We start from the raw sequence: 16,881 nt of genomic DNA on the forward strand, positions 1-16,881 counted from the left end.
TCAGATCTCCGATCCGAATGCGGTGGTGAAGCGGACGTCGCCCTCGAACATGTCGCGCATGTCCTCGGCGCCGTGGCGGAACATGAGCGTGCGGTCGATGCCCATGCCGAACGCGAAGCCGGTGTAGCGGTCGGGGTCCACGCCGCACGCGACCAGCACGCGCGGGTTCACCACGCCGCAGCCGCCCCACTCGATCCAGCCCTCGCCGCGGCAGGTCCGGCAGGACTGCACGGCGGGCTCCTGCCCCCGGCACACGAAGCAGCGCAGGTCGACCTCGGCGCTCGGCTCGGTGAACGGGAAGTACGACGGGCGGAACCGGGTGGTGATCCCGTCGCCGAACATCGACGCGGCGAAGTGGTCGAGGGTGCCCTTGAGGTGGGCCATCGTGATGCCCTCGTCGATGACCAGCCCCTCCACCTGGTGGAAGACCGGGCTGTGCGTGGCGTCGAACTCGTCGGTGCGGAAGACCCGGCCCGGGCAGACCACGTAGATCGGGGGCTCGCGGGTGAGCATGGTGCGCGCCTGGACGGGCGAGGTGTGGGTGCGCAGCACGATCGCGTTGTCGGCCGGTTCCATCCAGAACGTGTCCTGCATGGTGCGCGCCGGGTGGTCCGGGCCCAGGTTGAGCGCGTCGAAGTTCAGCCACTCGGCCTCGACGACCGGGCCCTCGGCGACCTCCCAGCCCATCCCGACGAACACGTCGCCGATCCGCTCGGACAGCGTCGTGAGCGGGTGCCGGGCGCCGACCGGGGTGCGGTCCCACGGCAGCGTGACGTCGACGGTCTCCTCGACGAGCATCCGCTCCTCGTGCTCGGCCTCGAGCACCTCCTGCCGGGCCGCCAGCGCCTGGTTGACCGCGCTGCGGGCCTGGCCGATCCGCATGCCGGCCTCCTTGCGCGCCTGCGGTGGCAGCGCCCCGATCTCGCGGTTGGCCAGGGCGAGCGGGGACCGGTCCCCGGCGTGCTCGGTGCGCGCGTGCTTGAGCGCGTCGAGGTCGGGAGCCGTGGCGATCGCCGCGAGGGCGGCCTCGCGCATGGCGTCGACCTCCTCCGCCTTGAGCGGGGTCACCTCGACGGGGTCGTAGTCGGAGTTGGGGCCGGACATGGGGTGAAGTCTAGGAACCGCGGCGCTGGGTCCTCGACCGGGTTTCACCGCCGAGGCGTCGGTCGTGCCGCGACAGGCCACCTACGAGGCCGAAGAACTGACTCCTCACGCCCTTCACACGTGGTTGGCGGCGGGCCAGAGGATCGTGATGCGGGCGCCGCCGCTGGGGGCGTCGTCGATCTCCACCGTGCCGCCGTGGGCGCGGACGAGGCCGTGGATGATGTACATGCCCAGGCCGGAGCCGCCGCGGGTGCCGTGCTTCCAGAACTTCGTGAACACCCGGCTGCGGATGTCGGGGCTGATCCCGCCGCCCTCGTCGTCCACGTGCAGCACGACGCCGGAGAACGGCTCCTCGACCGGCGCCATCGTGAGCGCGACCTTGCCGTCGCCGTGGCGGATGGCGTTGTCGACGAGGTTGTGCACGACCTGGGCGAGCTTGTCGGGGTCGGCCTGCACCTGCGGCAGCTCGCCGTCGACGTCCAGGCTGATCTCCCGCCCGGTGCCGGCCCGGACGGACTCGAGCACCCGCTCGATGCCGGTCTGGAAGTCCATCGGGCGCGGGTACAGCGACAGCCGGCCGGTGTCGATCCGGGCGACGTCGAGCAGCTCGGCGATGAGCCGGGTGAGCCGGTCGGCGTCGACGTTCACCGTCTCGAGCATCATCTGCTTCTGCGCGTCGTTGAGCTTGTCCCACTTGGACAGCAGCGTGGCGACGAAGCCCTTGACGCCGGTGAGCGGCGAGCGGAGCTCGTGGGCGACGGTGGCGACCAGGTCGGAGCGTTCGCGGTCGAGCCGGGCGCGGGCCTTCGCCGAACGCAGCGACAGCGCCACCTGTCGCACCGCCTCGCTGGCCGACGGCCGGATGATCCGGACGGTGACGAGCAGCTCGGTGCCGTCGGAGAGGAACCAGGCCTGCTCGGAGAGGCTGGTGCGGGTGTTCAGGCCGTCGTACGGCGCGGCGTTGGCGAACCAGTCGTTGCCGTCCTGGTCCTGCAGCGCGACCACGTCGGCGAGGTGCTTGCCGATTCCGTCGGACCTGCCGAGCAGGTCCGCGGCGGCGGCGTTCATCACCGTGACGGTGCCGGACCCGTCGGCGATCACCACACCGTCGGGCAGCGCGTCCAGCAGCATCTGGTCGGCGTCCCCGGCGGTCGACATGGCAGCAACCTATCCCCTATCGGCGCGCCGGTGGACCCTCGCGGACGAGTAGAGACAGACCGCGGCGGCCGTCGCCAGGTTGAGGCTCTCCGCGCGACCGTGGATGGGGATCGAGACCCTGTGGTCCGCAAGTGCCGCCAGGTCGTCGGGCAGGCCCCACGCCTCGTTGCCGAACAGCCACGCCGTCGGGCGCTGGAGCAGGCCCCGCTCCTCGGCCGCGTCGAGGTCGGTCTCCCCCACGCCGTCGGCGGCCAGGACGGTGAGCCCGGCCTCCTTCAGGCGTCGTACGGCGTCCCGCGGGTCGCCCCCGAGGGCGAGCGGCAGGTGGAACAGCGAGCCGACGGTCGCGCGGACGGTCTTGCCGTTGTAGGGGTCGACCGAGCTGCCGGCGAGCACGACGCCGTCGGCCCCGGCCGCATCGGCGCAGCGGATCACCGTGCCGGCGTTGCCCGGGTCGCGCACGTCGGCGCAGACCGCCAGGAGCCTCGGGGCCGTGCCGGCCGGCGAGAGCAGCTCGTCGAGGGGGCGGTCGACGAAGCGGCAGACCGCGACGAGGCCCTGGGGGTGCACGGTCTCGGCCAGCGAGGCGAGCGCGCCGTCGTCGACCAGGTGCCACGGGAGGTCGGCGGCCGCGGCCCGGATGTCGGGGTGCTCGTCGGCGGCACCGGCCACGGCGAACACCTCGCGGACGCAGCCGGGGACGGTGAGGGCCTCGCGGACCGCCTGGGGTCCCTCGGCCAGGAACAGGCCGAGCTCGGCCCGGGACGCACGACGGGCGAGCCTCCGGGCGGCTTTCACGCGGCCACTGCTCTTGCCGAGCAGCGGCGCGTCCGCCGGGAGACCCGCCACGTGCGTGGTGGTGCTTCGGTTCTTCGAGGGCGAGTCGCCGGTCAGGCGGTCGCCTCGGCCTGCTCGCGAGGCGCGTTGACGTCCTCGGGCAGGGCGGCCTTGGCGGTCGCGACGAGCGACGCGAACGTCGCGGCGTCGTTGACGGCCAGGTCGGCCAGGATCTTGCGGTCGACCTCGACACCGGCGGCCTTGAGGCCCTGGATGAACCGGTTGTAGGTCATCCCCTCGGCGCGGGCCGCGGCGTTGATCCGCTGGATCCAGAGCTTGCGGAAGTCGCCCTTCTTCGCCTTGCGGTCCCGGTAGCTGTAGACCAGCGAGTGGGTGACCTGCTCCTTGGCCTTGCGGTAGAGCCGCGAACGCTGACCCCGGTAGCCGGACGCCCGCTCGAGGGTCACCCGACGCTTCTTGGCGGCGTTGACCGCCCGCTTCACGCGTGCCACGTGTTACTCCTAAGTGCTTGGTGCTGCTGGTGGATCGTTGTCAGGGGTTCGGCGCTCAGCGACCGAGGAGCTTCTTGACGCGCTTCACGTCGGCAGCGTCGACATCGACCATGCCGGCGTTGCGGCGGTGCTTCTTGCGGCTCCCGGTGGTGGGGGCGGACGCGAACGCAGCGCCGGACTTGCGGCCGGCCTGCATCCGGCGAACCTTGCCGGATCCGGTCAGCTTGAAGCGCTTGCTCGTGCCCGAGTGGGTCTTGTTCTTCGGCATCGTCGTTCCTTCGTCGTTCTGTGCGGGCGGCCTGCTGTCGCGGGCCGTCGTGTCTGTCCTGGTCTCAGGCGTCCATGTCCGGGTCGAGGCTCTCCGACCGGCGTCGGGGCTTCTTGTCCTCGGCGGGCGTCGCGGCGGCGCGCTGCGCCACCCGCTCCGCGTGCTCGGCGTCCTGCTCGGCCTGCCGCTCGGCGGCGCGCTCGGCCTTGGCAGCCTGCACCTCCGCCTTGGCCTCGGCCTTCTTCTTGTGCGGGCCGAGAACCATGATCATGTTGCGGCCGTCCTGCTTGGGGGCCGACTCGACGAAGCCCAGCTCGTCGACGTCCTCGGCCAGCCGCTGCAGGAGACGGAAGCCCAGCTCCGGGCGGTGCTGCTCACGACCACGGAACATGATCGTGATCTTCACCTTGTCGCCCTGCTTCAGGAACCGCACGACGTGACCCTTCTTGGTCTCGTAGTCGTGCGCGTCGATCTTCGGCCGGAGCTTCATCTCCTTGATGATCACGTTGGTCTGGTTACGGCGAGCCTCGCGCGCCTTCTGGGCGGCTTCGTACTTGAACTTGCCGTAGTCCATGAGCTTGCAGACCGGCGGGCGTGCGGTCGGAGCCACCTCGACGAGGTCGAGGTCGGCTTCCTGCGCGAGCCGCAGGGCGTCGTCGATGCGGACGATGCCGACGGTCTCGCCGTTGGGGCCAACGAGACGGACCTCGGGTACCCGGATCCGGTCGTTGATTCGCAGCTCAGTGCTGATGGGTCCTCCTGGGTCGAGTGCTGTGGTGGTGACCCGTCGGCGGCGACCCGGTCGAACCCCCTCGGGAACGACGAAGGCCTCCGCTGACTGACAAGCGGAGGCCGGAAACCCACGGAGCAGGTGCTCCATGACGCGACGCGGGCTGCTGCACCCCCACCTTGTGACTGCGGTGGTGCGTCGGCTCGCGCCTCGTGACCGGACCCGACGACCTGGTGCGGTCGTGCGGGTGGGGACGTGTGCCGTGGCGCCAGATCCCGCTTGTCGGATCTGCTGGACTCAACCGGCGGCACGCTCGGGATATTCCACCCCGGGCGCACTGACGGCCGACCCATCAGATCGGTCCCGCACAGGATAGCCCGACGGACCCTCCGGATGCACATCGGCGGCGCCGTGACACGCTGGCGCCATGCCCGACCAGCCCACCGAGAACCAGGTCGCCGACCTGCCCGACCTGGGGACCGCGTCCGCGCGCGACATCGCCGACGTGCCGGCCCTCGAGATCGTCTCGACCGCCGCCTTGCACCTGATGAGCGCCGCGGCGGTGAACCTCGGCCTCGCCGAGGACCTGCCCGAGCACAAGGATCTCGACGAGGCCCGCACGCTGATCGAGGCGCTGGCCGGCCTGGTCACCGCCGGCGCCCCGCGCCTCGGTCACCACCACGCCGCGCCGCTGCGCGACGGGCTGCGCAGCCTCCAGCTGGCGTTCCGCGAGGCCTCGGAGATCCCGGACGCACCGGGCGACGGCCCGGGCGAGAAGCTCACTGGTCCGGTCTCACCCACCCCCACGCGCCGGTCCTGACCTCCGCGAGGGTCCAGCCCTCCGCCAGCGCCTCGAGGTCCTCGCCCTCGACGACGAACATCACGGGCCCCGCGACGTCGACCAGCAGCGCCTCGGCGCCGTCCTGACGTGCCGCCCGGGCCGCGTCACGCGCGCTCACCGGGACCGGACGGGCCTGCGGGTCCCAGCGCGCCATCGCCTGCGAGCCGGTGAACGCCAGCAGGGCGTTCCGGCCGTCGCGACCCCGCATCAGCACCGCGGCCATGTCGGAGGTCTTGTCGTGGGCCAGTCCCTGCTCGTCCACCTCGACCTCCCCCAGCACCGCGACGACCGGCACCAGCAGGCGGGCCCCCTGCAGCACGGCGAGCGTGGCCGAGTGCCGGGCGTCGGGATCTGCGTCGTACGACGCCAGGGCGGACGCGACGTCGGGCGAGACCGCACCGTCGTCGCCGGCGAAGCCGGGGTCGGGCAGCGAGCGCATGCCTCGATCCTCGCAAATCCCAATAGTCGAGTGTCATGATCGACTAACAGCAGCATCGTGGCATCATGGGCGGATGCTCCTCGACACCCTCCTGGCGGCCGCGGCCCACGTCTCCGGCCGGCTGCTGCCCGGCCTGGCCCTGGGCGTCGCGGTCGGCGCGGCGCTCGCCGTGCTCGCCGCCCGGACCCGGCCGGGGCTGACCTGGCTCGCGGTCGTGCCCGAGATCGTGCTGGTGACCGCCTGGTTCGCGCCCGGCGTGGCGCTGGCCGCCGTCTGCGCCGGCGTGCCGGTGCTCGTGCTGACCTCCACCGCACTCCGGCACCCGGACGTGGCGCTGGCCGAGGCGATGGGCACGCTGCCCCTCTCCCGGCGGCAGGTGCTGCGGCACGTCGTGCTGCCGGCCGCCCTGCCCCGGCTCTTCCTCGGTGTGCGGATCGGGGCGGCCGCCGCCGTGCTCGGTCTGCTGGCCGTCGAGACGTTCGGTGCCGCAGACGCGCTCGTCCTCGCGACCGTGGCGCTGCTCGGCGCGCTGACCCTGGTCCTCGTGCGCGGCCTGGAGAAGCGGGTGCTGGCGTGGCGATGAGCGTGCCGACGACCCTCGAGCCACGCCGGGCCCACCGCGGGCGGCGGCGCGGCAAGCGGCGGCTGCGCCGGCGTCCGGTCTGGCACCCGGAGATCCCCGAGGGGTCGGTCGCGGTCGTCACCGACGTCACCCGCCGGTTCGGCACCGACCTGACGGTGGGCCACGGCGAGCTCGTCGTGCTGCTCGGACGGTCCGGCACCGCCGGCACGGACCTGCTCCGCTGCCTCGGCGGCCTCGACCGTCCGGTCCCCGGCACGGTGCAGGTCACGGGCAGCGTGGCCACGGTCTTCCGCGAGCCCCGCCTGCTCCCCTGGCGCAGCGTGCAGGACAACGTCGCCCTGGCCCTGCTGGGCACCCGCCTGCAGGCCGTCCGGCGGGAGAAGGCGCGCCGCGTCCTCGAGGACGTCGGCCTCGGCGACCGCCGCGCCGCGTGGCCGGCCGGGCTCACCCCGGACGAGGCCGCCCGCGCCGCGCTCGCCCGCGGCCTCGTGTCCCGGCCCGACCTGCTGTTGGTCGACGACCCGTTCGCCCCGCTCGCCGCCGGGGACCGTCGCCGCCTCGCTCGCACCGTCCGCCGGCTCTGGGAGCGCGAGCGGCCGGCCGTCCTCGTCACCACCGACGACCCCGCCGTGGCCCGGGCCCTCGGAGGCCGGGTCGTCCCGCTGGACCCCACGCTCGCCCCCACACCCGAAGCGCCCGAAGCACCCGCACCCGACGCACCCGAGAAGGAGCACCCTGCATGTCCCTGAAGCTGCACTGGTTCCTGCCCACCACCGGCGACTCCCGCGGCCTGGGCGCCGGCGGTCACGGCGTCAGCAAGGGCCTCGGCAGCGACGGCCGGCCCGGCCTGCGTGAGCCCTCCATCGACAACCTCGCCGCCGTCGCGCGGGCGGCCGACCAGCTCGGCTTCGAGGGCGCGCTGACGCCGACCGGCACCTGGTGCGAGGACGCCTGGCTGGTCACGTCGGCGCTGATCCGCGAGACGCGGCGGCTGAAGTTCCTGGTCGCGTTCCGGCCCGGGCTCACCAGCCCGACGCTGGCCGCGCAGATGGCGGCGACCTTCCAGCGCATCTCCGGCGGCCGACTGATGCTCAACGTCGTCACCGGCGGCGACCCCGTCGAGCAGCGGCGGTTCGGCGACCACCTCTCGCACGACCAGCGCTACGCGCGCACCGACGAGTTCCTCGACGTCGTGCGCGGGGCGTGGACGCGGGCGCCGTACGACTTCACCGGCGAGCACTACCAGGTCGAGAACGCCGAGGTGCGCCGGCCGCTCGACCCGGTCCCGCCGATCTACTTCGGCGGCTCGTCCGACGCCGCGCTGCCCGTCGCCGCCCGGCACGCCGACGTCTACCTCACCTGGGGCGAGCCGCCCGCCCAGGTCGCGGAGAAGATCGCCCGGGTCCGCGCGCTCGCCGAGGACCAGGGCCGCGACCTCCGCTTCGGGCTGCGGGTGCACACGCTCAGCCGCGACACCAGTGCGGCGGCGTGGGAGCACGCCCAGTGGATGCTCGACGGGCTGTCCGCCTCGGACATCGAGAACGCCCAGGCCGTGCTGGCCCGGATGGACTCGGTCGGGCAGTCCCGGATGCGCACGCTGCACGGCGGCCGGACGACGTTCGCCTCGGCCCACGAGCTGGAGATCCACCCCGGGCTCTGGGCCGGCGTCGGGCTGGTGCGCGGCGGGGCCGGCACCTCGCTCGTCGGGTCGCACGAGGAGGTGGCCGACCTGATCGAGGAGTACGTCGCCGCCGGCGTCGACGAGCTCGTGCTGTCCGGCTACCCGCACGTGGAGGAGGCGTACTGGTTCGCCGAGGGCGTCATGCCCGTCCTCCGCTCCCGCGGACTTCTCGGCGAGGAGTCGCTTCTTCAGGCTCCTCGGCGGCGTGTCGTCGCATAAGTGACACCTGGGTCGGCTCCGCGGGGCCCGTAGGCTGGGCGCGTGGGCGAGTACGACGCGACGACCTGGCAGGCAATCGGCATCACGCTGACCGTGGTCGGGGTGGTGCTGAGCTTCCTGGCCTGGCGCTCCCGCGGAGCCGCTGCCGGCCTGCGCGGCCTGGCCTGGTCGCTGATCCCCCTGGCGGCGGCGATGACCGGGCTGCTGCGCGTCGTCTTCGAGGTCACCGAGTCGGTGTCGTCGTGGGCGGTCCGGCTGGTGTTCAGCCCGGTCGTCTGGAGCGGCATCGTCGTCGGCGGCGTCTCGGTGGCGTTGTTCGTGGTGTCCGGCCTGCTCCGTCGCCGCGGCGGCGGGCGGCCCACCCGCAAGGAGCGCAAGGCGCAGAAGGCCGCGGCCGCCGGCTCCTCCCCCGCCGCCGTCACGTCGACCGGGACGACGCCGGCCCGGCAGCAGGGCACGCCGGCCACGCAGGACGACGACATGGCCGACATCGAGGCGATCCTGAAGAAGCACGGCATCTCGTGACCGCCGAGCTGGACGGGCTCGTCGCCCGGCACCGGCTCGCGACCCGCCTCACTGCGGCGGTGGCCGCGCTCGACCCGGCTCCGTCGACCCCGACGTACGTCGTGGACCTCGACGCGTTCGACGCCAACGCCGCGGACCTCGCCCGCCGGGCCGCCGGCACGCCGGTCCGGGTCGCCACCAAGTCGCTGCGCGTCCCCGCACTGGTGAGCCGGGCTCTGGAGCAGCCCGGCTTCCACGGCGTCCTCGCCTACGCGTTGCGCGAGGCGCTGTGGCTGCACGAGCAGGGGCTCGGCGACGACATCGTGCTGGGCTACCCGACCGTCGACCGGGCGGCCCTGGGCCGGTTGACCGGCGACGCGGCCGCGGCCGCCGCGGTCACGCTGATGGTCGACGACGTGGCGCAGCTCGATGCCGTCGACGCCGCCCGCACCTCCGACGTCCCGGTGCGGGTCGCCCTGGACGTCGACGCCGGGCTGCGCGTCGGCTCGACCCACGTCGGCCCCAAGCGGTCCCCGCTGCACGACGTGGGCCAGGTGCTCGACGTCGCCCGCGCCGTGGTCGAGCGGCCGGGCTTCGCGCTGGTCGGCGCGATGACCTACGAGGGGCAGGTCGCCGGTGTCCCGGACGACGTCCCCGACCAGCGCGCGCGGTCCCTCGTCGTACGGCGGATCAAGCACGCGTCGGTCTCCCAGCTCGCCCGCCGCCGCGCCGAGGTGGTCGCCGCCCTGCGCGACCTCGCGGACCTGGAGTTCCTCAACGCCGGCGGCTCCGGCAGCATCGAGACGTCGACGGGCGACCCCTCCGTCACCGAGGTGACCGCCGGGTCGGGCCTGCTCGTGCCGGCCTTGTTCGACCACTACCGCAGCTTCACCCCGCGTCCCGCGGCGTACTTCGCCGTCCCCGTCGTACGGCGTCCCGCGGAGGACTGCGTGACGGTAGCCGGCGGCGGGCTGGTCGCCTCGGGCCCGAGCGGCAGGGACCGGTCGCCGCTGCCCTGGGCGCCGCCCGGGCTGCACCTGACCGGCCTCGAGGGCGCCGGCGAGGTGCAGACCCCGCTCGTCGGCCCGGGCGCGGGGACGCTGCGCATCGGCGACCTGGTGTGGTTCCGGCACGCGAAGTCCGGCGAGGTCGCGGAGCACGTCCGGCACGCCCACCTGGTGCGCGGGGACGAGGTCGTCGACGTGGTGCCGACCTACCGCGGCACCGGCCACGCCTGGTGAACGACGACGACCCGGCGGCCGAGGTCGTCCGGCGCACGCTGGCCGCGCCACCCTCGCTGGGAACGCGTCGGCTGGTGTGCCTGGACGGCCCCGCCGGCTCGGGCAAGACCACGCTCGCGGCCCGGGTCCGCCGGGCGGTGCCGGCCGAGGTCCCGTGCCGCGTCGTGCACCTCGACGACCTGTACCCGGGCTGGGACGGCCTGCGCGCCGGGGTCGAGCACGTCGTGGAGACCGTCGTGCGGCCGTTCGCCGAGGGACGGCCCGGCCGCTACCGGCGCTGGGACTGGCACGCCTCGGCGCCGGGCCCCTGGGTGGACGTGCCGCTCGTCGACCTGCTCGTGCTGGAGGGCGTCGGCGCCGGCTCGCTGCTCGTTGACGACCTGGTCACGACGCTGGTGTGGGTCGAGGCGGACCACGACGTCCGGCTGGCCCGCGGCGTGCAGCGCGAGGGGGTCGCCTCGCGCGACGACTTCGTGGCGTGGATGGCGAGCGAGGCGCCGTACCTCGACGAGCAGCGCACCCGCGCCCGCGCGGACCTCGTCGTGCGCACCTGACCGACCTACCCTGGGATGGTGCCCATGGTCGCCCTGGGGCGGGTGCGGCTCCACTACGAGGAGCGGGGCGCCGGGACGCCGGTCCTCGGCGTCCACGGCAGCCCGGGCTCGGCTGCCCTGTGGCAGGACGCCGCCCGCGACCTGGGCCGGCACGGGCGCTGCATCACGTACGACCGGCGCGGGTTCGGCCGCAGCCCGCTGCCCGACGGCACCTCGGCGCTCGACCTCGACGACCACGTCGACGACGCCCTGGCCCTGCTGGACGCGCTGGCCGCGCGGCCCGCTGTGGTCGTCGGCCGGAGCACCGGCGGGCTCGTCGCCCTCGCGCTCGCCCTGCGTGAACCGGAGGCGGTGCTGGGCCTGGCGCTGCTGGAGCCCACGGTCGTCACGCTCGACCGGGTCGCGAGCGCCTGGACGACCAGGCAGCGCGAGCGCGTCTTCGCCGCCGAGGCCGCCGAGCCCGGCTCGGCCGCTCGGGCCGTCGTGGTCGACGCGCTGGGTGAGGGGGTGTGGGAGGCCTGGCCGTCGCAGGTGCGCGACGTGCTGACGCGAAGCTCGGCGGCGGTGCTCGCCGAGGCCCGTGGTGAGGGGCTGGACCTGAGCCCGAAGCCGCTGGTCGTCGACCCTGACGCCCTCGCCGCGCTCCCGATGCCGGTGCTCCTGGTGTCCGGTGAGGACTCCCCCACCCCGCTGCGGGCGGTCGTGGCCCGACTGGCGACGGCGATGCCCGACGCGATGTCCTTCGTCGTCCCGGGCGGGCACCTGATCGACCCGGCGCACCCCGAGATCCTGGCTTTCGTGGACCGGCTGACGGTGTAGCCGGTCTACCGCAGCCGGCGCAGCGCCCGGCGCCACAGGCTGGGCGGCGGGGCCGGCCGGCGCGGCCGCCTCTTGCGGCGACGGCGCTCCCGGCGCGGCTGCACGAGCATCGTCGCCATCGCCTTCGCGGCGGCCGCCGCGACGTCGGCGTCGGTGACCGTCTGCGCGTCGTCGGTGTACGACGCCGGCACCGGCACGAGGTCGTCGAGCGTGCCGACCACGTCGTACCCGCCCGAGCGGAGCGCGGCGAGGTGCTCGTCGGTAACGCCGCGGGCCCAGCCGTCGAGCCGGCGCGGCATCAGTGCCGGAGTGCCGCCCTGCGCGGAGAGGATCCGCTTTCCGAGGTACATCTTCCCGGCGGCGCGGTAGGCCTGCCGCTTGCGCAGCCGGCCGCCGAGCTCGACGTTCACCCGGCGCAGCAGCTCGGTCTGCACCAGCCCGAGCGAGACGTTCCGCCGCGGCACGCGGGTGTCGAGCGCGGCCGGGTCGACCTCCAGCACCTGGCAGAACCGCGACAGCAGCACCGCCGGGTCGGTGCCGGACGGCGGGACGGTGACCACGTGCACCCGCTCCGGGGGTACGGCGGCCGTCCAGCGCTCGAGCACGGCGGGGACGTCCTGGGACGCCCAGAAGTCGCGCGAGCGGCGGCGCCGCCCGACGACGACGTCGAGGTACTGCTCGTAGGTGTAGCGGCGTCGCGCGGTCACCTTCTGCTGCCACACCGACGGCACCTGGCGGGCGAGGTCGCGAACCGTGAGCACCACGTGCACCTCGGTGCCGGCGAGGTGCTCGACCAGCCGCCGTACCTGCTCCCCGGTCGCCGGCGCCAGCGACTCCTCGGTGAGCAGGTAGCGGGTCGGCGCGCCCGGTTGACCCGCGGCGGCGAGCAGGCTCGCGAGGCGGGTGTCCAGGGCGGCCAGGCCCCCGGCCTCCCGCTCGCGCACGTCAAGCATCACCCGGAAGGTCGCTCGTTTGCTGCCGGGGAGCATCGCCAGGCCCTGCGAGGCGAGCGCGTCGCGGGACTTCCAGAAGACCGACTGGAGGTAGGACGTGCCCGTCTTCTGCAGGCCGATGTGGACGTACGTGCGGGGCAAGGGGTGCTCGGGCACCCGGTCATCCAAGCACGGGGTCCCGGTGCAGCGCGTAGTTGGTCCAGCGGCTCTCGACCTCGAACCCGGAGCGCTCGTAGATGCCCAGCGCGCCGGTCGGGTTCTCGGAGTCCACGTCGAGCGAGGACTCGTCGAAGCCGGCCTCGCGGTAGCGGACCAGCGCGTGCCGGAGCATGGTGCCGGCCACGCCGCGACCGCGGTGCTCGCGGCGGGTGCCGACCTTCGCGACGTACGCCTCCCTCCGGCCGGTGGCCTCGAAGTAGGCGTCGAACTCGTTGGACTGGATGTAGGCGACGACCACGTCGGGCGCGGACTCCTCGACCACCAGCAGGCTCAGCTCGGGGCGGAAGTTGCGGCTGTCGCTGACCCACTGCTTCCACATCACGTCGGTCCACGGCGTGAAGTTGGGGTGGTCGACGAAGGCCGCGTTGTGCGCCTCGAGCATGGCCCGGTCCAGCTCCGGCGTGTAGGTCCGCATCCGGAGACCCGCGGGCAGCTCCGGCAGGTCGGCGCCCGCGTCGAGCCGGGACAGGTCGGCGCGCATCACGAAGTTCCAGCGCTCCGCCTCGAAGCCGTGCGCGGCGAGCAGCGCGGCCTGGGCCTCGTTGCTGGTGAGGCCGGAGAGGGAGTACTTCGCGGGCAGGTCGGGGTGCTTCTCGTGGTGCACCTCGTCGGCCCGGGCGACCATCGCCCCGACGAGCCGGTCCCCGATCCCCTCGCCGCGCCGGGCCGGGTTGACCGAGCCCTCGACGTGCACCTTCTGGTGGGTGTCGTCGGTGGAGCGGGGGTAGATCGCGAAGTAGCCGACGAGGTCGCCGGCGTCGTACGCGCCGACGATGTCCTTGCCGACCTCGATGTCGGGGTTGGCGAACTCCTCCTCGAGGTCGGCCTCGTTGTAGTGCTCACCGGTCGCGTCGACCGCCTCCACGGCGGCCAGGTGCCGGGCGAGGGCCGGGATGTCGTCGGTGAGCAGCGGGCGCAGGGTGAGGTCCACGCCAGGAGACTAGGAGCCGGGCCGCGGGTCCGCACCCGACTTTCGAGGCCTGGCTAGGTTGCCTGGATGGACTCCCCTTCGGTGTCGGAGCCGGTGCTGCGGGTGCGCGGCCTGACCCAGCGGTACGGCGACCTCACGGTGATCGACGGCCTCGACCTCGACGTGCCGCCCGGCACCGCGGTGGCGCTGGTCGGGCCGAACGGCTCGGGCAAGTCGACCCTGCTGCGCTGCCTCACCGGGCTCGACTCGGCCGCCGCCGGCACGGTCGAGCTGGACGGGCGGCCGCTCGACGAGCGCGCCGTCGCCACCCGCCGCGCCCTGGCGGTGGTCACCGACGACCTGGACTTCTTCCCCGACCTCAGCGTCGTGGAGCACCTCGACCTGGTCGCGTCGGCGCACGGTGTCGACGACGTGCACGCCGCGGTCGACGAGGTGCTCTCCGCGATCGGGCTCTCCGCGCAGGCGGGCCAGCTACCCGGGACGCTGTCGTCCGGCCAGCGGCGGCGGCTCGCCCTGGCCACGGTGTTCGTGCGGCCGCGCCGGCTGATGGTGCTCGACGAGCCGGAGCAGCGGCTCGACACCGACGGCGTCGCCTGGCTCGGCGACCGGCTGCGCGCCGACGTGGACGCGGGCGCGGCCCTCGTGTTCGCCAGCCACGACCCGGACCTCGTCGAGCGGGTCGCCGACACGGTGCTCGACCTGGGTGCCTCGTGACCGCCGTCCCCGACCTCGTCGGACCAGTCGCGGGCGACCCGGCCGGAGCGCGCGAGCTGCGCGCGGACATCCGGCACTGGCGGCGGGGGCGTGTGAGCACCTCGTGGCTCGAGGCGGCGCAGGACGCGTACGTCGCGGTGTTCGCGACCCTGATGATCGGCGCGATGGCCGGGAACGTCGTGCTCCACCTGCGACGGATGGCCGTGGACGAGTGCGTCGCGGCCGCCTGCCGGACGGGGCGGGCGACGGCGCCGTGGCTGGCGGTCCCGGTCGTGCTGGCGCTCGTCGTGGCGGCGGCGCGGCTCGTCGGCCCGGTGTCGGTGACGCCGGCCGTCGCGTCCTGGGTGCTCCCGGCACCCACCGACCGGGCGGCCGTGCTTCGCCCGCGACTCGTCACGGCGGTCGCCGCCGCGACGGTCTCCGCCGCGCTCGTCTCCGGGCTGGCCGCGGCCGTCGCGGGGGTGCCTGTGGCGGTGACCGCCTCCCTCGCCGTGGGGACGGCCGCGCTCGCGGGCGGCGCGGTCGGGTTCTGCGCGTGGGCGCAGGCGCGGCATGAAGGCGTCTCCCGAGCGGCGGGGGGCTCGCTGGCCGGTCTCGCCTGGCTCGTGCTGGTCTTCCTCGCGGTCGGGCGGGTCCCGCCGCCGCCGTCGCCCTCGACCGGCGTGTGGACCGCCGCCCTCGTGGCGGTCACGGCCGCGTCGATCCTGGCTCTGGTCGGGGGCTGGCGGGCGCTCGCCGTGGTGCCCGGGCGCAGCGTCGCCACCGCCGGCGCGCTGGCGCCGAGCCTCTCCGGCGCGCTCGCGGCGATGGACCTGGCGCTGATCTGGGACGTGCTGCACGCCCGGCGCTGGCGCTCGCGCGGCTGGGTGCGCCCGCTGCGCGGCCGGTGGCGCGGCCCGCTCGCCCTCGCCGAGCGCGACCTCGCCCGGCTGCGCCGCAAGCCCTCCCTGCTCGTCACGCCGGCCGCCGCGCTGGTGGTCCCGTACGTCGGCGCGACGCTCGGCGGCCAGCGCGTCGTGGTGTTCCTGGCCGCCATGACGGGCTTCGTCGCCTGCCTCGGGCTGTTCTCGGGCATCCGGGTGCTCCGCCGTACCTCCATCCTGGAGCGGTGCCTGCCGCTCCAGCCCGCGGAGGCGGGGCTGGCCGCGATCGCCGTACCGATGCTGGTCGTGCTGGCCTGGGGCCTCGCCGTCGCGCCGGCGCTGCACGGCGTCCCGTCCGGGTTGGCGGGACTGGTGGCGGGCCTGGCGGCGACGACGGCGTGCGTGCGGTGGATGGTGGCGCGGCCGCCGGACTACCGGATGCCGCTGGTGTCGTCGCCGGGCGGCGCGATCCCGCCGGCGCTGATCGGTGCGCTCTTCCGCGGGCTCGACGTCATCCTGCTGACCACCGGTCCGCTGCTGCTGGTGCCGACGGAGAACGGTGCGCTGGTGTCGCTCCTCGTCGGCGGGCTCACGTTGTCGGTGCTGCTGTCGCGGCGGCCTTAGGCTGACGAGCATGGCGGACGTGTTCCCGAGTGGCGACCAGCACGAGATCAGCGCGGCCGGCTACCGGGCCGTCGTCACCGAGTGCGGTGCCGGGCTGCGTGAGCTGTCGCACGACGGTCATCCGCTCCTGGTCGGCTTCGCCGAGGACGAGCAGTGCTCGTGGGGGCGCGGCCAGCTCCTGCTGCCGTGGCCGAACCGGATCCGCGACGGGCGCTACGCGTTCGACGGCGCCGAGCACCAGCTGCCGCTGACCGAGGTGGCGCGCGGGCACGCGAGCCACGGGCTGACCCGCTGGGAGTCGTGGACGCTGCGCGAGCGCGCGGCCGGGTCGGTCACGCTCGGCTACCGGCTGATGAGCCGGGGCGGCTACCCGTGGACGCTCGACCTCATGGCGGCGTACTCCCTCTCGGAGGCGGGCCTGGCGGTCGCGGTCACCGCCGTGAACCACGGCACCACCCCGGCGCCGTACGCCGCCGGCGCGCACCCGTACTTCACCGCCGGCCCCGGCGACCTCGACACGTGGGAGCTGTGGCTGCCCGGCGCGACGGCGCTGGTCACCGACGAGCGGCTGATCCCGACCGGCGAGGTCGAGGTCGCCGGGACGGACCTGGACTTCGGGACCGGGCGGGTGATCGGCGAGCAGGCGCTCGACACGGCGTTCGGCGGGCTGACCCGCGACGACGATGGCTGGGCCGAGGTGCGGTTGCGCGGCGACCGCGAGGTCGTGCTGCGGATGGACGGCCACCACAAGTGGGTGCAGGCCTTCACCGGCCCGCCCGGGCGGCGCGACGGTCTCGCGCTGGAGCCGATGACCTCGCCGCCCAACGCCTTCGCGAGCGGCGACGACCTGCTGGTGCTGCAGCCCGGCGTGCCGCTGACCGTGCGCTGGACCGTCGGCATCGGCTGACGTCAGGCGATCCCGCCGCCCGACCGATCGAGGGCAACGGACTCGGTTGCTGTAACGCGGGGTTATGGACGCTCAACACGGGGAATGCGCCTAGGGAACCGTCCACCTGCCTAGGGAAGTCGCGGTCTCGCCCGCCCCTCGCACGATCGCGCGGTACGACGGCCGCCGGTGCCGATCGCGAACGAAGCCCGGCCGGCGCCACGAGCCACTTCCCCAGGGCTGTGGACGCTTCCCCAGCGG

General features: G+C 74.4%; 20 protein-coding genes. 11 read left to right on the forward strand and 9 right to left on the reverse strand.

Annotation, left to right across the window (positions count from 1 at the left end; all coding sequences use genetic code 11):
• The 6 genes from pheS to infC all read right to left on the reverse strand — a co-directional run bounded on the left by pheS (position 1) and on the right by infC (position 4,699).
• Positions 1 to 1,104 carry a phenylalanine--tRNA ligase subunit alpha gene (pheS, locus tag ETU37_RS14000; RefSeq protein ID WP_129987968.1) on the reverse strand — a complete coding sequence of 368 codons (1,104 nt, stop codon included), beginning with the start codon at positions 1,102 to 1,104 and terminating at the stop codon, positions 1 to 3.
• A 114-nt stretch (positions 1,105 to 1,218) separates the two neighbouring features.
• Positions 1,219 to 2,262 carry a sensor histidine kinase gene (locus ETU37_RS14005; RefSeq protein ID WP_129987969.1) on the reverse strand — a complete coding sequence of 348 codons (1,044 nt, stop codon included), beginning with the start codon at positions 2,260 to 2,262 and terminating at the stop codon, positions 1,219 to 1,221.
• Between the two features lie 9 nt (positions 2,263 to 2,271).
• Positions 2,272 to 3,111, reverse strand: coding sequence for a TrmH family RNA methyltransferase (locus tag ETU37_RS14010; RefSeq protein WP_206053941.1), 840 nt, complete (start codon positions 3,109 to 3,111; stop codon positions 2,272 to 2,274).
• Positions 3,112 to 3,152: 41 nt separating this feature from the next.
• Positions 3,153 to 3,551: a 50S ribosomal protein L20 gene (gene rplT, locus ETU37_RS14015; protein ID WP_129987970.1), complete on the reverse strand. Its 399-nt coding sequence runs from the start codon at positions 3,549 to 3,551 to the stop codon at positions 3,153 to 3,155.
• Between the two features lie 55 nt (positions 3,552 to 3,606).
• Positions 3,607 to 3,819, reverse strand: coding sequence for a large ribosomal subunit protein bL35 (locus ETU37_RS14020; protein ID WP_129987971.1), 213 nt, complete (start codon positions 3,817 to 3,819; stop codon positions 3,607 to 3,609).
• A 64-nt stretch (positions 3,820 to 3,883) separates the two neighbouring features.
• Entirely contained in the window at positions 3,884 to 4,699 is an 816-nt protein-coding gene (gene infC, locus ETU37_RS14025; RefSeq protein WP_129987972.1) for a translation initiation factor IF-3, read from the reverse strand.
• Positions 4,700 to 4,976: 277 nt separating this feature from the next.
• Between infC and ETU37_RS14030 the strand changes: the two genes are divergently transcribed.
• Complete coding sequence (locus ETU37_RS14030) at positions 4,977 to 5,369, forward strand: DUF1844 domain-containing protein (protein WP_129987973.1); 393 nt, start codon at positions 4,977 to 4,979, stop codon at positions 5,367 to 5,369.
• Here ETU37_RS14030 and ETU37_RS14035 read toward each other — a convergent pair.
• Positions 5,329 to 5,829 (reverse strand): SseB family protein, encoded by a 501-nt coding sequence (locus ETU37_RS14035; RefSeq protein ID WP_129987974.1) that lies wholly within the window; start codon positions 5,827 to 5,829, stop codon positions 5,329 to 5,331. The two genes, ETU37_RS14030 and ETU37_RS14035, sit on opposite strands and share 41 nt — an antisense overlap.
• A 73-nt stretch (positions 5,830 to 5,902) precedes the next feature.
• On the opposite strand from ETU37_RS14035, the gene ETU37_RS14040 reads away from it, so the two are divergent.
• From ETU37_RS14040 to ETU37_RS14070, 7 genes are read left to right on the forward strand one after another with little or no spacing between them, the layout of a single operon-like run.
• Complete coding sequence (locus tag ETU37_RS14040) at positions 5,903 to 6,412, forward strand: ABC transporter permease subunit (RefSeq protein WP_165372526.1); 510 nt, start codon at positions 5,903 to 5,905, stop codon at positions 6,410 to 6,412.
• Positions 6,413 to 6,414: 2 nt separating this feature from the next.
• Positions 6,415 to 7,161: an ATP-binding cassette domain-containing protein gene (locus ETU37_RS14045; protein WP_165372527.1), complete on the forward strand. Its 747-nt coding sequence runs from the start codon at positions 6,415 to 6,417 to the stop codon at positions 7,159 to 7,161.
• Complete coding sequence (locus ETU37_RS14050; RefSeq protein WP_129987977.1) at positions 7,152 to 8,312, forward strand: LLM class flavin-dependent oxidoreductase; 1,161 nt, start codon at positions 7,152 to 7,154, stop codon at positions 8,310 to 8,312. The genes ETU37_RS14045 and ETU37_RS14050 overlap by 10 nt, the downstream gene beginning before the upstream one ends.
• Before the next feature lie 42 nt (positions 8,313 to 8,354).
• Positions 8,355 to 8,837 (forward strand): hypothetical protein, encoded by a 483-nt coding sequence (locus ETU37_RS14055; protein ID WP_206053942.1) that lies wholly within the window; start codon positions 8,355 to 8,357, stop codon positions 8,835 to 8,837.
• Positions 8,834 to 10,057, forward strand: a complete 1,224-nt coding sequence (locus ETU37_RS14060; protein WP_129987978.1) for an amino acid deaminase/aldolase — start codon at positions 8,834 to 8,836, stop codon at positions 10,055 to 10,057. Before ETU37_RS14055 ends, ETU37_RS14060 begins: the two co-directional genes overlap by 4 nt.
• Complete coding sequence (locus ETU37_RS14065) at positions 10,054 to 10,611, forward strand: uridine kinase family protein (protein WP_240755740.1); 558 nt, start codon at positions 10,054 to 10,056, stop codon at positions 10,609 to 10,611. The genes ETU37_RS14060 and ETU37_RS14065 overlap by 4 nt, the downstream gene beginning before the upstream one ends.
• A gap of 24 nt (positions 10,612 to 10,635) precedes the next feature.
• Complete coding sequence (locus tag ETU37_RS14070; protein WP_165372528.1) at positions 10,636 to 11,430, forward strand: alpha/beta fold hydrolase; 795 nt, start codon at positions 10,636 to 10,638, stop codon at positions 11,428 to 11,430.
• Between the two features lie 5 nt (positions 11,431 to 11,435).
• Here the strand turns inward: ETU37_RS14070 and ETU37_RS14075 are convergent, their stop codons facing one another.
• Both ETU37_RS14075 and ETU37_RS14080 read right to left on the reverse strand, forming a co-directional pair.
• Positions 11,436 to 12,539, reverse strand: coding sequence for a hypothetical protein (locus ETU37_RS14075; RefSeq protein ID WP_129987980.1), 1,104 nt, complete (start codon positions 12,537 to 12,539; stop codon positions 11,436 to 11,438).
• Between the two features lie 4 nt (positions 12,540 to 12,543).
• On the reverse strand, positions 12,544 to 13,533 hold the full coding sequence (locus tag ETU37_RS14080; protein WP_129987981.1) for a GNAT family N-acetyltransferase: 990 nt from the start codon (positions 13,531 to 13,533) through the stop codon (positions 12,544 to 12,546).
• Between the two features lie 66 nt (positions 13,534 to 13,599).
• On the opposite strand from ETU37_RS14080, the gene ETU37_RS14085 reads away from it, so the two are divergent.
• Genes ETU37_RS14085 through ETU37_RS14095 form a run of 3 tightly spaced genes read left to right on the forward strand, consistent with a single transcriptional unit; the run spans position 13,600 to position 16,641 of the window.
• Positions 13,600 to 14,247, forward strand: a complete 648-nt coding sequence (locus ETU37_RS14085; RefSeq protein ID WP_129987982.1) for an ABC transporter ATP-binding protein — start codon at positions 13,600 to 13,602, stop codon at positions 14,245 to 14,247.
• On the forward strand, positions 14,244 to 15,734 hold the full coding sequence (locus tag ETU37_RS14090; RefSeq protein WP_129987983.1) for a DUF6297 family protein: 1,491 nt from the start codon (positions 14,244 to 14,246) through the stop codon (positions 15,732 to 15,734). Before ETU37_RS14085 ends, ETU37_RS14090 begins: the two co-directional genes overlap by 4 nt.
• Before the next feature lie 10 nt (positions 15,735 to 15,744).
• Positions 15,745 to 16,641, forward strand: coding sequence for an aldose 1-epimerase family protein (locus tag ETU37_RS14095; RefSeq protein WP_129987984.1), 897 nt, complete (start codon positions 15,745 to 15,747; stop codon positions 16,639 to 16,641).
• Positions 16,642 to 16,881: the final 240 nt, after the last annotated feature.

The sequence above is a fragment of the Nocardioides iriomotensis genome (genome assembly GCF_004168035.1).
In the GTDB taxonomy this organism is placed as follows: domain Bacteria; phylum Actinomycetota; class Actinomycetes; order Propionibacteriales; family Nocardioidaceae; genus Nocardioides_B; species Nocardioides_B iriomotensis.

What these genes read in the sequence shown, in the direction of transcription:
- ETU37_RS14040 (WP_165372526.1), top strand. Translation starts at nt 5,903, where the DNA reads ATGCTCCTCGACACCCTCCTGGCGGCCGCGGCCCACGTCTCCGGCCGG.
- ETU37_RS14020 (WP_129987971.1), bottom strand. Translation starts at nt 3,819, where the DNA reads ATGCCGAAGAACAAGACCCACTCGGGCACGAGCAAGCGCTTCAAGCTG.
- ETU37_RS14070 (WP_165372528.1), top strand. Translation starts at nt 10,636, where the DNA reads ATGGTCGCCCTGGGGCGGGTGCGGCTCCACTACGAGGAGCGGGGCGCC.
- ETU37_RS14085 (WP_129987982.1), top strand. Translation starts at nt 13,600, where the DNA reads ATGGACTCCCCTTCGGTGTCGGAGCCGGTGCTGCGGGTGCGCGGCCTG.
- ETU37_RS14030 (WP_129987973.1), top strand. Translation starts at nt 4,977, where the DNA reads ATGCCCGACCAGCCCACCGAGAACCAGGTCGCCGACCTGCCCGACCTG.
- ETU37_RS14035 (WP_129987974.1), bottom strand. Translation starts at nt 5,829, where the DNA reads ATGCGCTCGCTGCCCGACCCCGGCTTCGCCGGCGACGACGGTGCGGTC.
- ETU37_RS14005 (WP_129987969.1), bottom strand. Translation starts at nt 2,262, where the DNA reads ATGTCGACCGCCGGGGACGCCGACCAGATGCTGCTGGACGCGCTGCCC.
- infC (WP_129987972.1), bottom strand. Translation starts at nt 4,699, where the DNA reads ATGGAGCACCTGCTCCGTGGGTTTCCGGCCTCCGCTTGTCAGTCAGCG.
- ETU37_RS14050 (WP_129987977.1), top strand. Translation starts at nt 7,152, where the DNA reads ATGTCCCTGAAGCTGCACTGGTTCCTGCCCACCACCGGCGACTCCCGC.
- ETU37_RS14095 (WP_129987984.1), top strand. Translation starts at nt 15,745, where the DNA reads ATGGCGGACGTGTTCCCGAGTGGCGACCAGCACGAGATCAGCGCGGCC.
- pheS (WP_129987968.1), bottom strand. Translation starts at nt 1,104, where the DNA reads ATGTCCGGCCCCAACTCCGACTACGACCCCGTCGAGGTGACCCCGCTC.